The organism is Streptomyces sp. NPDC005799 (genome assembly GCF_040630525.1).
In the GTDB taxonomy this organism is placed as follows: Bacteria; Actinomycetota; Actinomycetes; order Streptomycetales; family Streptomycetaceae; genus Streptomyces; species Streptomyces griseorubiginosus_B.
Genome location: NZ_JBEXXQ010000019.1, coordinates 1 through 14,010, shown reverse-complemented (window position 1 = coordinate 14,010; position 14,010 = coordinate 1). Strand labels below are relative to the sequence as shown.

Sequence of the window (14,010 nt, the reverse complement as noted above, 5' to 3'; positions counted from 1 at the left end):
GTCGGGCGGTGCGCTTCTGGGGGTAGGGCGCCACTTGTAAGGTAGCGGCCGCCCGGTTTATACATTCACCGATTCTCGGAAAGCACATTCACTGCCACCCATGTGGGTGACGACAAGGAGGCGGCAAGCCCGTGCGGAACCCAACGGGTCGCCAGCTGCGCTTCGGCACTGAACTGCGCAAACTGCGCGAACGCGCCGGCCTCACGGCCACCGAGGCCGGTCAACTCATGGGGATCAAGCAGGCGCAGATCAGCAACATGGAGGCCGGACGCGTAGGCGTGAGCGCCGAGCGGGTACGCACGCTGGCCTGCCACTACGACTGCTCCGACCAGGCCCTCGTCCAGGCGCTCGGCGACATGACCACCGAGCGGACACGCGGCTGGTGGGAGGAGTACCGCCACATCCTCCCCGCCGGCCTCCTGGACCTCGCCGAGCTGGAGCACCACGCCAGACGGCTGCGAACCGCCGTGACCGTGCACATCCCGGGCCTCTTCCAGACGACCGACTACGCGCGGGAGATCTTCCGCCAGGCCGTGCCGGATCTGGCGCCGCCCGACGTGGAACACAGGGTGTCGTTCCGGATCAAGCGGCAGGCCGTGCTCTACCGCGACCGCCCCACCCCTCAGCAGGTGATCATCCACGAGGCGGCCCTGCGCATGCGGTTCGGCGGCGCGGAGGTTACCCGAGCCCAGCTGACGTACCTCCTTGAGATGAGCGAGCGCCAGCACATCGCGATCCACGTCATCCCGTTCGCCGCGGGGACCTTCGCCGGCTCGGGTCAGTCCGTCTACTACGCCGAGGGGCCCGTGCCACAGCTCGACACGGTGAACCTCGACCAGTCACACGGTCCGGTCTTCCTCGATGCGGACGCCCAGTTGAGCAAGTACCGCGTCACGCTCGACCGCCTGGAAGCGGCTGCCCTCACCGTCGAGGAGTCGCGGAAGTTCATCCACACCATCCTCAAGGACCTGTGAGGGAGCCCCCGATGCCCAAACCGCTCACCTGGCAGAAGTCGTCCTACTGCCCCGAGGGCAACTCCTGCGTCCACGTGGCCGCAACCCCCGCCGCGATCCACATAACCGAGTCCGGCGACCCCACCGCCTCCATACTCACCACCACCCCCGCCGCCTTCGCCGCCCTCCTCGACTCCCTGAAGACCGGTGCCCCCACCCCCCTTCAGATCACCGTCACCGAGCCAGACATCGTCCGCCTCCACGACCCGGCGACCCCCCACATCTCGGTCACCACGGACCGCCCCCGGTGGAACGCCTTCGTACTCGGCGTGAAGGCAGGGGAGTTCGACCACTTCACCCAGGCAACTTCACTCCGCACCATTACCGACTACTTCCCAGTGCCCTGTGTTGAAGGAGCACACCCCCCACTTCTCTCCCTCTTTCCGCATGTCGAATGAGTAGGGCGAAGGGGTGGAGCTCGGCCGCGACACATCGACATTCACGATGGCCGATCCGTCGCTCTCGTAGGTGCTGACGATCTTGTACCGGAGTCCTTCCGTGCCTTCCAGCAACTTCTGCGCATCGGACCGCTGGGGTTGCGTGGCGCATGCTCCGTACAAGTCGGCAAGCGGCTTGCCCTCTTCGGCAGCATCCAGGTATGCGGCGGCAGCCTTCCCGTAAGGGCTGTTGCGGCTGTCCAGGTGGTAGAGCGAGATGCCCATCGCCACGAACCCGGCGACTGCGCCAAGCGTGCTGAGCCCCAGAGTGATCCATAGGGCCTTCTGCATGGTTCACCTCGATGTCGGTGGAGCTGCGGGTGAGCGGAGCGGCCGCACACAAGGACTGCGGAAGACCCCACCGTGGTTGCGGCAGGTGCGCCGAGCTTGACTCTGTCGGCGATATGGGTGGCTGCGGGTGTCAGCTGGCGGCTCGCCAGGAGCGCAGGCGTGGGACGCGGTGCCGGTCGAGATAGCCCTGGAAGGCTGTCGGCGGCCGCGGGGGTGCCGGGCACGGCGCGGCCGAGTTCTTCGAGGGCCTGGTAGGCGGGGTACTTGGGGCCGCCGCGGGTGAAGCGCCGCAACTCCTGCGACCACGTGGCCGCAACCCCCGCCGCGATCCACATAACTACGGAGAAATCCTGGCTTCGGGCAGCCCCCGGGGTGACGAGCTCAGTCGAGGCAGAACTCGTTGCCCTCGATGTCCTGCATCGTGATGCACGACTCGTTGAAACCGTCGGCACGCTGCACCAGCACGCACACCGCGCCGAGGGCCTCCAGTCGCGCGCGCTCGGCTTCGAGCGCGGCGAGACGCTCCTCGCCCACGAGCCCGGTCCCCACCCGCACGTCCAGATGGACCCGGTTCTTGACGACCTTGCCCTCGGGAACGCGCTGGAAGAACAGGCGCGGGCCCACACCGGTCGGATCGACACAGGCGAACGCCGAGCCCTGCTGCTCGGACGGCAGCGAGCGGTCGAACTCCTCCCAGCTGGCGAACCCCTTCGGCGGGGGCGGTACGACGTACCCCAACACCTCGCACCAGAAACGAGCGACGCGCTCAGGATCCGCGCAGTCGAAGGTGACTTGGAACTGCTTCACCGATGCCATCGGGCCACCGTAACAGCAGGATCGCCCTACTCAACGCGCGTCCATCTGTGGACTTCCTGTGGCGATGGTCAAGCCCCCGCCAGCTCACGACCATCCCCCGCCCATCCCGCAGTAAGCCCGCCCATCCCTTCGGTAACGCGGAAGTCAGGATTCCGAAACCGTCTTGTTTGTCGCGTACTCAACAAGCCATCGTCGTCGCGGGCCGCCGCCCCCACCGGCAACCACACCGGTGGCCCCCCACCCGCAGGCCTCTGTCCACCACTCCCAGGAGGCTGTACGTTGCGTACGTCGACCCCCAACTCCCCCCACATACGCGGCAGATGGCGCCGCATCGGCTCCGCGGCCGCGGCCACCGCCGCCCTCGTGCTCGCCGGTCTCGGCAGCGCGGCCCACGCGGACGCGGCGACCGCCGACACCCACAAGGTGAGCGCCAGAACGATCGCCGCACAGGTCGCCAAGGCCCATGTGCGCTACGAGAACGCCTGCGCCGCGAACCCGAAGAAGGGCTACGCCTCCTGCAACGCCCTCCGGGTCACCGGCGGCACCACCGCCTTCATGGAGAAGCAGGCCGCCCTGAAGGGCATCGCCCCGAAGACCGTCAAGCCGAACGCCGCCTCGGACGACCCGACCGGCTACGGCCCGAGCGACCTCCAGTCGGCCTACGGCCTGACGGACGCGGCCTCCTCGGGCGGCTCCGGTGAGACCGTCGCCATCGTCGACGCCTACGACGACCCCAACGCCGAGGCGGACCTGGCCACTTACCGCTCGTACTACGGCCTGCCCGACTGCACGACCGACAACGGCTGCTTCAGCAAGGTCAGTCAGACCGGCTCCACGACCTCCCTGCCTTCGGCCGACAGCGGCTGGGCCGGAGAGGAGTCCCTCGACCTCGACATGGTCAGCGCCGTCTGCCCGAACTGCAACATCCTGCTCGTCGAGGCGAAGTCCGCGAGCGACGCCAACCTGGGCACGGCGGTGAACGAGGCGGTCAAGCTGGGCGCCAAGTTCGTCTCCAACTCCTACGGCGGCTCCGAGTCCTCCTCGGACACCACCTACGACTCCTCGTACTACAAGCACCCGGGCGTCGCCATCACCGCGAGCGCCGGCGACGAGGGCTACGGCGCCGAGTACCCGGCCGCCTCCCGGTACGTGACCGCCGTCGGCGGCACCGCACTGAAGACCTCCTCCACCACCCGCGGCTGGACCGAGACCGTCTGGAAGACCAGCAGCACCGAGGGCACCGGCTCCGGCTGCTCCTCCTACGACGCCAAGCCGAGCTGGCAGACCGACACCGGCTGCAGCAAGCGGATGATCGCCGACGTGTCCGCCGTCGCCGACCCGGCGACCGGTGTCTCCGTCTACGACTCCTACGGCTCCGACGGCACCGGCTGGAACACCTACGGCGGCACCAGCGCCTCCTCGCCCATCATCGCCTCGGTCTACGCCCTCGCCGGCACCCCGGGCTCCAGCGACTACCCGGCCCAGTATCCGTACAACGCGGCCGGCACCTCCGCCCTCAACGACGTCACCAGCGGCAACAACGGCACCTGCTCCACCAGCTACTTCTGCACCGCGAAGTCGGGCTACGACGGCCCGACCGGCTGGGGCACCCCGGAGGGCCTGGACGCCTTCACGGCCGGCTGACCGGAGCACGCACGACCTCCCCGACGGGTCACGGGGAGCCGGCCGAGTGAGGAGTACGTGGGGTCTCCTCGGCGGCACGCAGGGGGAACGGGTCACGGCAGCCGGCCGCGACCCGTTTCCCCATGCAACACCCGTGATTTTCCTGTGCGTTGGGTAAAGACCCCGACCTTCTTCAGTAATCCGGAAGTCAGAATTCCGTACACCTCTTGTTGTCACGTACTCAACAAGCGACAGTCGTGGCGGGCCGCCGCCCCACCGCCGGGGAACCCGTACCGGCGGTTTCGCACCCGCACCGCCCCTGTTTCCACCCCACTCAGGAACATCAGGAGGCAGCACGATGCGTTCCACTCCCCCCAACAGACCGGCCGGCCACAGAGCCTGGCGCCGCATCGGGGCCGCGGCGGCCGCGGCAGCGGCCCTCGTGCTCGCGGGCTTCGGCACCGCCGTACAGGCCGACGCGGCCACCGCCCCGGCCAAGGTCACCTGGACCGCGGCCCCCTGCGCCACCCCCAAGCACAAGGGCGAACTGGCCTGTAACTCCTACCGCGTGACCGGCGGACTCACCGCCTTCCAGAAGCAGCAGGCCACCCGCACCGGGGTCACCCCGAAGGCAGCCGACGCCACCACGCCCTCCGGCTACGGCCCGAGCAACCTCCAGTCCGCGTACGGCCTGACCTCCGCCGCCGCCTCCAACGGCTCCGGCGAGACCATCGCGATCGTCGACGCGTACAACGACCCCAACGCCGAGTCCGACCTCGCCACCTACCGCTCCTACTACGGACTGTCGGCCTGCACCACCGCCAACGGCTGCTTCAAGAAGGTCAGCCAGACCGGCTCCACCACCTCGCTGCCCGCCAGCGACAGCGGCTGGGCCGAGGAGATCTCCCTCGACCTCGACATGGCCTCCGCCATCTGCCCGAAGTGCAACATCCTCCTCGTCGAGGCCACCAGCGCCACCATGGCCAACCTGGGCACGGCCGTGAACGAGGCCGTCACCCTGGGCGCGAAGTACGTCTCCAACAGCTACGGCGGCAGCGAGTCCTCCTCGGACACGTCGTACGACTCCTCGTACTTCAACCACCCGGGCGTCGCCATCACCGTCTCCGCCGGCGACAGCGACTACGGCGCCGAGTACCCGGCCGCCTCCCGCTACGTCACCTCCGTCGGCGGCACCGCACTGAAGACCTCCTCCACCACCCGCGGCTGGACCGAGACCGTCTGGAAGACCTCCAGCACCGAGGGCACCGGCTCCGGCTGCTCCTCCTACGACGCCAAGCCGAGCTGGCAGACCGACACCGGCTGCAGCAAGCGGATGATCGCCGACGTGTCCGCCGTCGCCGACCCGGCGACCGGCGTCTCGGTGTACGACTCCTACGGCGTCACCGCCGGCTGGTACACCTTCGGCGGTACGAGCGCCTCCTCGCCGATCATCGCGGGCGTCTACGCCCTCGCCGGCACCCCGTCGTCCTCCTCCTACCCCGCCTCCTTCCCCTACGCGAAGGCCGGCACCTCGGCGCTGAACGACGTGACCAGCGGCAACAACGGCTCCTGCTCGACCAGCTACCTGTGCACCGCCCAGTCGGGTTACGACGGCCCGACCGGCTGGGGCACCCCCGAGGGGGTCTCCGCCTTCACCGGCTGACCGACTGACCCTCCGTCACCGAGCGGGCCGCGGCCTCCCACCGCGGCCCGTTCGCGTTGCCGGGTTACCCTTCACCGGGAGAACATCGGCACGACCACCCACCCGACCGACCGTCAGAAACGGCGCAGGTCATAGAAGGGGTCAACGACGGAACCACACGACTGGTTCCGCGCAGGCCTCATTGCCCGGCGTGACCTGCCGTGATACACAGAGTTACCGTACGAGCCATTCGTACGAAACCCGCCAACCAATGACGCCAAGTCGACATACGACGGCGACATTGTCGGCGACAATGAGCCTGACCTCTGCACCGAGGCAGGGGACGCGGAACCGGAACCACCGGATCGACCGGAACTACCCACCAGGGGCGGTGACTTACATGCTCTTTGCGGCCGACAAGGGAGACATCAACACCATCATCGGCGGGATCGCTCCGGACTGGGGCCCCTTCGGCAGCCTGGGCAACGAGGCGAAGGTGATGATCGAGGTCGTGATGGCCGTCGCCATCCTGCTCTGCCTCGGCATCGCGGTATGGGGCGCGGCCAAGCAGCGCATCGGTGCGACCGCCCTGCGCGACACCTTCAGCGCGGAACAGGGCAAGGGCCTCATCATCGCCGGCCTCACCGGCGTCTTCATCATCGGCTCACTGGGCACGCTCTTCACCATCGTGTACGGCATGGCCGTCTAGCAGACAACTCCTCCCCCACCCGCCCGTCGTGCTCACCGGCTGAGGTTGCGTTTCCCTGATGTCGAGTCACCACACCGCGCCCGCGCGGGAACCAGCACGGCTACCGTCGTATCTCTACGAGGTGGAGAGGGCGTACGCGGCATGAGTCTCGGAGACGAGGGGCAGACCCGGACCAGGCTGCCCGACGCGGGCGGCGACGTGTACGGGGGCGCGCGGCGGGGCGGCCGCTCGTCGTCCCGGGGCCTGGTGACGGTGGTCGGCGTGGTGGTCCTCCTGATCGCAGCGATCGCCTTCGCGAACCGCGGCGGTGGCGACTCGTCCTCATCGAACGACAGCAACGCGAAGAAGCCGAACACCTCATCAACAACGGCAACGGGAACGAAGCCGGTCCGGTCGCAAGCGGGCGGGATTCCCACGGGGTACGCGCACGACGAGCAGGGGGCGCAGAGTGCAGCGGCCAACTACTCCGTCGCTCTGGGCTCGGCCGACATGTTCAACATCTCCAGACGGCACGAGATCGTCAACACCGTGTACGCCCGCGACGTCGCCAGCACTCGGCAGGCCGCTCTGGACAGCGCGTACTCCAGCAAGAGCTTCCTGACCAACATCGGCCTCGACAAGGACGGAAGGGCGCCGGCTGGCGAGACCTTCATCTCCAGGGTGATCCCGGTGGGCACCAAGTCCACCGCTGTCAGCGCGAGCACGGCGACCGTGGAGGTCTGGTACACGTCCTTGTTCGGGCTGTCCGGCGAGACGTCGACCAATCCGGTGTCCGAGAGCTGGTACACCACCACCTACCAGCTGAAGTGGGTCGACAACGACTGGAAGGTCACCGACTTCCAGCAGAAGGACGGTCCGGTGCCGGTCGGGCGGGACCAGAAGGCCTCCACCGCCGACGACATGACCAAGGCTGTCGAGGAGTACGGAGGCTTCACGTATGCGCGCTAACCACCGCTTCCTCCAGGTCACCGCCGCCGTCGGCGCCTTGCAAACCACCATGGTGCTACTGGCCACGCGTGTCTTCGCCGAGCCCAGCCCCAGCCCGAACTCGAGCAACGACCCGTGCGACCTCATCCGCGGCCCCGCCAAGGACTACTGCGAGCGCGGCAACGGCGACAAGGGCACCGGCGGGTCCACCTCCCTCGACCCCACCTCGACCCTCGACCCGCTCGCCTCCCTCGGCAAGGGCTGTGCCAAAGCCGCCTCCTGGACCATCGACAAGCTCAGTGGGGCCGTCAAGGAGACCGCGAACGTCGACTTCACCAACCAGAAGTTCCTTCAGCAGTACGCCGTCGTCTTCGCCGCCTCCACCATCCTCACCCTCCTCCTGTGGCTGCTGGCCGTCGCCAAGCGGGCCGTCAGAGGCGTGCCGCTGAGCACCGCCATCTCCGAAGCCATCGGGTTCCTCTGGCTGACCGTGCTGGCCTCCGCGTTCACGCCCCTCATCCTGTACACCGTCGTGTCCGCGGCCGACGGCGTCACCGACGTCCTCGCGAAGGCCACCGGCGACCAGACCGACGTGTTCTTCGGCACCTTCTCCGGCGCCCTCAACAAGGGCAACGACATCGGCGGCGGCCCCATCATGCTGATCGTCGTCTCCCTGGTCAGCATCCTCGCCGCCGGAGTCCTCTGGCTGGAGCTCGTCATCCGCGCCGCCCTGCTCTACGTCGGCGCCCTCCTCGGCACCGTCGTCTACGCCGGCCTCGTCGACAAGAACCTCTGGGGCCACGTCCGTCGCTGGGCCGGCATCATGATCGCGGTCATCCTCGTCAAGCCGATCATCGTGATCGTGCTGGGGCTGGCCGGAGCCCTGTCCTCCGAGAACGGTCCGGACTCCTTCTCCGCCGTCGTCTCCGGCCTCGCCATCATCCTGCTGGCCATCTTCGCCAGCGCGATGATCTACCGCTTCGTCCCCGGCTTCGGCGACGAGATCGCCAGCGGCCGCAACAACCGCATCATGCAGGGCGCCGAGGGCAAGGCCGCCGCGGTCATCAGCTCCCCGGCGACCATGGTCGCCCAGGGCATCAAGACCCACAGCGCCCGCGCCAACGACAACGGAGGCGGCGGCCAGTCGTCGTCCAACGGCGGCGCCCGCCCGGCCAACCCGGTCAGCGGCGGTGTCGCCGCGCACAGCACCCGCACCCCGAACGGTGGTGGCGGCGGAACTGTCCCCTCCGCCGCACCCGCACCCCGTTCGGCGAGCCCGGTGAACACCCCGCACGCCAGCAACACCCGCAACAGCAGTACCAACCGCACGGGAGGTGAAGGGCGTTGACGACCGAGTCCCACCTGTCCCATCCGGTCACGCCCCGCCGTACATATCTCATCGGCCGCGCCCGGCCGAACGCGATCGTCGGCCGCAACCGCGAGTCCGGCGAGATCGCGCTGATCATCGTGGGCGCGTTCCTCGGCATGATGTGCGGGCTCCTCGTCCCCGTCCTCTCCCTGCGCATCGTGCTGCTGATGGGCTTCCCGCTGCTCGCCCTGGCAGCGGTGTACGTGCCGTACAAGCACCGCACCTTCTACAAGTGGTTCGAGATCAACCGCAGTTACAAGCGCACCCTGAAGCAGGGCACGCTCTACCGGTCCGGAGTCATGGAGGCCGGCACCCGGCTGGACGGCCGTGAGGTCGAGATCGGCCCGCCGCCCGGCATCGGCCGCATCACCTGGCTGGCCGCCCCCTTCGGCCCCGACGAGATCGCCGTGCTCCTGCACGCGGACCGCCGTACCGTCACCGCCGCCATCGAGATCGAGGGCCCCGGCGTCGGCCTGCGCGACTCCGAGGACCAGGAAGCCCTCGTCGACCGCTTCGGCACCCTCCTCAAGCACGTGGCCAACGGCGACGGCTTCGTCACCCGCCTGCAGATGCTCGCCCGCACCCTCCCCGCCGACCCCGACGCCCACGCCAAGGACGTCGCCCTGCGCGGGGACGACAAGTCGCTGCCGTGGCTGCAGTCGTCGTACGACCAACTGCAGTCCATGGTGTCCACCAGCAGCGAGCAGCACCGCGCCTATCTCGTCGCCTGCATGCACTTCACCCGCGAACTCGCCGCCGAGGCACAGGCGATGGCACGCGCCGCCAGGCCCCAGGCGGGCCGCAAGGTGGACCGGGACGCGGGCCTCGCGGTCGTCATGGCCCGCGAGCTCACCGACATCTGCTCGCGCCTGCAGGAGGCCGACATCCGAGTCCGCCAGCCCCTCGGCCAGGGCCGGCTCGCCTCCCTCATCCACTCCATGTACGACCCCGACCACCCGATCGACCACATCCAGGCGATGACCAAGCGCAACGCCTGGCCGGCCGAGCTGGACGCCATGGAGCCGACGTACCTCCAGGCCAAGACCCGGGAGTCGAGCACGCGTGCGCCCTGGTGCCATGCCACCGCCTGGGTGAAGGAGTGGCCGATGACCCCGGTCGGCGTCAACTTCCTGGCCCCCCTCCTGGTCCACACACCGGACGTCATCCGAACGGTCGCGGTGACGATGGATCTCGAGCCCACCGAGGTAGCCATCGAACGCATGCTGACCGAGAAGACCAACGACGAGGCCGAGGCCTCCCGCGCCGCCAAGATGAACCGCACCGTGGACCCCCGTGACGTCGCCGCCCACACCCGCCTGGACCAGCGAGGCGAGGACCTGGCGAGCGGCGCCGCGGGAGTGAACCTGGTCGGCTACATCACCGTCTCCTCCCGCTCCCCCGAGGCCCTGGCCCGCGACAAGCGGACCATCCGGGCTTCGGCCGGAAAGTCGTACCTGAAGCTGGAGTGGTGCGACCGCGAGCACCACCGCGCCTTCGTGAACACACTCCCGTTCGCCACCGGCATCCGAAGGTAGGACCAAGCATGCGGGATCCGCTGTCCGTCCTCACCGACGCCTTCACGTCCTTCCTCTTCGGGAAGGTCGAGACGACCCGCCTGCCGGTGCGCACCTCGACCGGCCAGGCCCAGGCGGTCTACCTGCCGACCGCCGCACCGGGCCTCGGCGACTCGGGGGTGATCATCGGCCGCGAGGTCTACTCCGGCAAGGGCTACATCTACGACCCCTTCCAGCTCTACGGCCAGCAGCTCCCCGCGCCCCACTGGCTGGTCCTCGGCGAGTCCGGCAACGGCAAGTCGGCGCTGGAGAAGACGTACGTCCTACGCCAGCTGCGCTTCCGCGACCGCCAGGTCGTCGTCCTGGACGCACAGGGCGAGGACGGGGTCGGCGAGTGGAACCTGATCGCGGAGGAGCTGGGGATAACTCCCATCCGCCTGGACCCGACGGCCGCCCTGGACATGGGCATCCGCCTCAACCCGCTCGACCCCGCAATCACCACCACCGGCCAGCTCGCCCTGCTCCGGACGATCATCGAGGTCGCGATGGGCCACGGCCTGGACGAACGCTCCGGCTTCGCCCTCAAGGTCGCGCACGCCTACGTCAACGAGACCATCGTCGAACGCCAGCCGGTCCTCACGGACATCGTCGAGCAGCTACGGCACCCCGAGCCGGAGTCGGCCGAGGCGATGAACGTCGACATAGACGACGTGCGGGCCTGGGGCCTGGACGTCGCCCTGGTGCTGGACCGGCTGGTCGACGGTGACCTGCGCGGCATGTTCGACGGCCCGACCACCGTCGGCATCGACCTCGACGCGCCCCTCATCGTCTTCGACCTCTCCCACATCGACCGCAACTCCATCGCCATGCCGATCCTGATGGCGATCGTCGGAGTCTGGCTCGAGCACACCTGGATCCGCCCCGACCGCAAGAAGCGCATCTTCCTGGTCGAGGAGGCCTGGCACATCATCAACAGCCCGTTCGTGGCGCAGCTGTTCCAGCGGCTGCTGAAGTTCGGGCGTCGGCTGGGTCTGTCCTTCGTGGCGGTGGTGCACCACCTGAGTGACGTGGTGGACGGAGCGGCGGCGAAGGAGGCGGCGGCCATCCTGAAGATGGCCTCAACCCGGACGATCTACGCCCAGAAGGCGGACGAGGCCCGCGCGACCGGCCGGGTCCTCGGCCTGCCCCGCTGGGCGGTGGAGATCATCCCGACACTCACCCCGGGCATCGCGGTCTGGGACGTCAACGGCAACGTCCAGGTCGTCAAACACCTGATCACCGAGACGGAACGCCCCCTGGTCTTCACCGACCGAGCGATGACCGAGTCGTCCGCCGACCTCGAGCTGGCCGACGACGCGCTGCGCGCCGCCGAACTGGAGGCGGAAGAACGTGCGGCGGCCTTCGTGGAGCAGCACCTGAGCGACTACGACGACTCGTCCGAGTCGACGGTGGCGTAACGGCGGCGGGGAGGCGGACGTGGTGAGACCGGACGTTCGGAGACGGGACGAACGGGAGGGCCAGGGCGGCATCCCCGACGGACTGCTGGTCGGCATACTCGCCTTCCTCCTCGGCATGACCCTGATGGTCTGGACGGCGACGGGCCTCGCGGGCCTGTTCGCCAAGGGCTCCTGGCCCGACGGAGTCTCCTTCACCCGCACCCCCCTCGCCATGCGTCACCTCATCGGCCGACCCCACGACATCACCGGCGCCTGGCCGGACACCCCGACGGCCCAGCTGTCGGGGTACGGCCTGTTCTGGGGCCTGTTCATCGGCCAGCTGATGGTCCTCTTCGTCCTGACCGTCTTCGTCATGGGCACCCTGGCCCGCTGGCGCGCGGGCCGCGCCAGACGCCGCCTGGAGAACGCGGCGGCGGTGGAACGCGCCACGGCCGCGGCGACCGCCCCGGAACCGACACGACAGCCGCTGGAGAGAACGACACAGCAGCCGACGGAGGTACGACCGTCCCAACCGGCCGATGCCCACGAGGTGCCGGTGCCCCGCACGGAGCCGGTTCTCCCCCAGCCGGCGGCCCCGGCCCAGCTCGAGACGGCCGTCGCACCGGTAGCGGGCGGCTGGGACCGCGCCGAGGGCGCCGTGCACTACGCCCCACCCGCGAGCCGCCACACGACCGCGACCCAGGCCGTACGGGACGCGGAGGGCCCCGCTCTCGTCGTCACCTCGAACCCGTCCCTCTGGGCGGACACCAAGGACCCCCGCGCGAAACTGGGCCCGGTCCTCCTCTACGACCCCACCCACCGCTGCGACACCCCGGCCCGCCTCCACTGGTCCCCTACCGCCGGCTGCGAGGACAGACAGAGGGCCACCGCACGGGCCGCCGCCCTCCTCGCCCCCATCCGCCCCACGGCCAAACTGGACGAGGCCCTCTCCACCACGGCGGAAACGCTCCTCCGCAGCTACCTGCACGCCGCCGCCGTGGACGGCCGCACCATCCGCCACGTCCACCGCTGGTCCCAGGGCACCCAGATCCAGGACGCCGTCCGCATCCTCCGCACGAACCCCAAGGCCTCCCCCGGCTCCGCGGGCGAACTCGAGGCCGCGCTCACCGCGCACCCCGACCGCCGCGACATGGCCCAGGAGTTGACGACGAGAGCACTGTCCTCCCTCTTCACGGTCAACATCCGAGAGGCCTGCACACCCAACCGAACCGATGCGCTCGCCTTGGATTCCTTCGTGGACGAAGGGGGAACGCTTTATGTAGTGGGGGAATCCATCGAGGATCCCAGGAGCAACCCAGGCGCGATGCCTCTCCTGACGGCCCTCGTCTCCAGCGTGGTCGAGCGCGGCCGGCGCATGGCCGAACGGTCATCCGCCGGTCGCCTCGACCCACCACTCACGCTCGTCCTGGACGACGTCGCGGCCGTGGCCCCGCTCCCCCAGCTCCCCGAGCTGCTCGCCACCGGCGCGGACCGCGGCCTGCCGACCCTGGCCCTGCTCCGCTCCCGCGAACAGGGCCGCGCCCGCTGGCCCCACGACGAACTCCCGGTCTGATCAACCGGCCTCGCGCTCCAGGACGAACTCCAGCTCGGACTCCCCGCCGGCTTGCGGCAACGGCACGGTCACCCCGGTCGGCACGAACCCGACCTTCCGATACAGCCGCTGGGCCCGCCCGTTCTCCTCATGCACGATGAGCCGCACCCGCTCGGCGCCCTGGGCCCACGCCCACTCGAGACCGGCGTCGAAGAGCACTTCGGTGAGCCCGATCCCCCGGTACTCGGGCCGGACGAACACCCCCACGATGTGCCCCTGCTTCCGCTCGACAGGAAACCCGGCCCAGTCGGTGGTCCCCGGCTCCTCTATGAGCACGGTCAGCGTCCCGACCCACTCACCGTCGGGCCCCTCGGCGATGATCTGCTGAGCGCCGGTCGCCCCTTCACTGCTCCCCTTGGCTCGCTCCTGCCAGAAGGAGTCGGGATGGGCCAGAGCGTTGTCGTACGTCTCCAGAAAGGCAATGGGCGCCACCGGGTCCTGCAGGGCGACGAGCCGCAGCGCCTTCGCGGCCGGCCATTCATCGGCACGGATGGAACGGATCTTGTAACTCATGGAGCCACGGTAGCGGAACGCAGAAAACCCCCGGACCGGTATCCCCGGCCGGGGGTTTTCTCACAAATTGTTCGGCGGCGTCCTACTCTCCCACAGGGTCCCCCCTGC

Annotated in this window: 12 protein-coding genes; 10 read left to right on the top strand and 2 right to left on the bottom strand. The window is 69.2% G+C overall.

The features are described from left to right. The first annotated feature begins 131 nt into the window (after positions 1–131). Positions 132–974, top strand: coding sequence for a helix-turn-helix transcriptional regulator (locus ABZ453_RS19815; protein WP_359016236.1), 843 nt, complete (start codon positions 132–134; stop codon positions 972–974). An 11-nt stretch (positions 975–985) separates the two neighbouring features. Then, on the top strand, positions 986–1,411 hold the full coding sequence (locus ABZ453_RS19810) for a DUF397 domain-containing protein (protein ID WP_359016235.1): 426 nt from the start codon (positions 986–988) through the stop codon (positions 1,409–1,411). 711 nt (positions 1,412–2,122) lie between these two features. Here the strand turns inward: ABZ453_RS19810 and ABZ453_RS19805 are convergent. Further along, on the bottom strand, positions 2,123–2,557 hold the full coding sequence (locus ABZ453_RS19805) for a VOC family protein (protein WP_359016234.1): 435 nt from the start codon (positions 2,555–2,557) through the stop codon (positions 2,123–2,125). Positions 2,558–2,836: 279 nt separating this feature from the next. Here ABZ453_RS19805 and ABZ453_RS19800 point away from each other — a divergent pair, with 279 nt between their 5' ends. The 8 genes from ABZ453_RS19800 to ABZ453_RS19765 all read left to right on the top strand — a co-directional run bounded on the left by ABZ453_RS19800 (position 2,837) and on the right by ABZ453_RS19765 (position 13,350). After that, positions 2,837–4,201 (top strand): S53 family peptidase, encoded by a 1,365-nt coding sequence (locus ABZ453_RS19800; protein WP_359016233.1) that lies wholly within the window; start codon positions 2,837–2,839, stop codon positions 4,199–4,201. Positions 4,202–4,538: 337 nt separating this feature from the next. After that, positions 4,539–5,843, top strand: a complete 1,305-nt coding sequence (locus tag ABZ453_RS19795; protein WP_359016232.1) for a S53 family peptidase — start codon at positions 4,539–4,541, stop codon at positions 5,841–5,843. A 379-nt stretch (positions 5,844–6,222) separates the two neighbouring features. Continuing rightward, positions 6,223–6,531: a hypothetical protein gene (locus tag ABZ453_RS19790; protein WP_014673544.1), complete on the top strand. Its 309-nt coding sequence runs from the start codon at positions 6,223–6,225 to the stop codon at positions 6,529–6,531. A 141-nt stretch (positions 6,532–6,672) separates the two neighbouring features. Continuing rightward, on the top strand, positions 6,673–7,479 hold the full coding sequence (locus ABZ453_RS19785) for a hypothetical protein (protein WP_359016231.1): 807 nt from the start codon (positions 6,673–6,675) through the stop codon (positions 7,477–7,479). Next, positions 7,469–8,806: a hypothetical protein gene (locus ABZ453_RS19780; protein ID WP_359016230.1), complete on the top strand. Its 1,338-nt coding sequence runs from the start codon at positions 7,469–7,471 to the stop codon at positions 8,804–8,806. Before ABZ453_RS19785 ends, ABZ453_RS19780 begins: the two co-directional genes overlap by 11 nt. Next, positions 8,803–10,362, top strand: coding sequence for an SCO6880 family protein (locus ABZ453_RS19775; RefSeq protein WP_359016229.1), 1,560 nt, complete (start codon positions 8,803–8,805; stop codon positions 10,360–10,362). The genes ABZ453_RS19780 and ABZ453_RS19775 overlap by 4 nt, the downstream gene beginning before the upstream one ends. A gap of 8 nt (positions 10,363–10,370) precedes the next feature. Beyond that, positions 10,371–11,798 carry an ATP-binding protein gene (locus ABZ453_RS19770; RefSeq protein ID WP_359016228.1) on the top strand — a complete coding sequence of 476 codons (1,428 nt, stop codon included), beginning with the start codon at positions 10,371–10,373 and terminating at the stop codon, positions 11,796–11,798. Between the two features lie 22 nt (positions 11,799–11,820). Beyond that, complete coding sequence (locus ABZ453_RS19765) at positions 11,821–13,350, top strand: TraM recognition domain-containing protein (protein WP_359016365.1); 1,530 nt, start codon at positions 11,821–11,823, stop codon at positions 13,348–13,350. Here ABZ453_RS19765 and ABZ453_RS19760 read toward each other — a convergent pair whose 3' ends face one another. Beyond that, on the bottom strand, positions 13,351–13,902 hold the full coding sequence (locus tag ABZ453_RS19760; RefSeq protein ID WP_359016227.1) for a GNAT family N-acetyltransferase: 552 nt from the start codon (positions 13,900–13,902) through the stop codon (positions 13,351–13,353). Positions 13,903–14,010 lie beyond the last annotated feature (108 nt).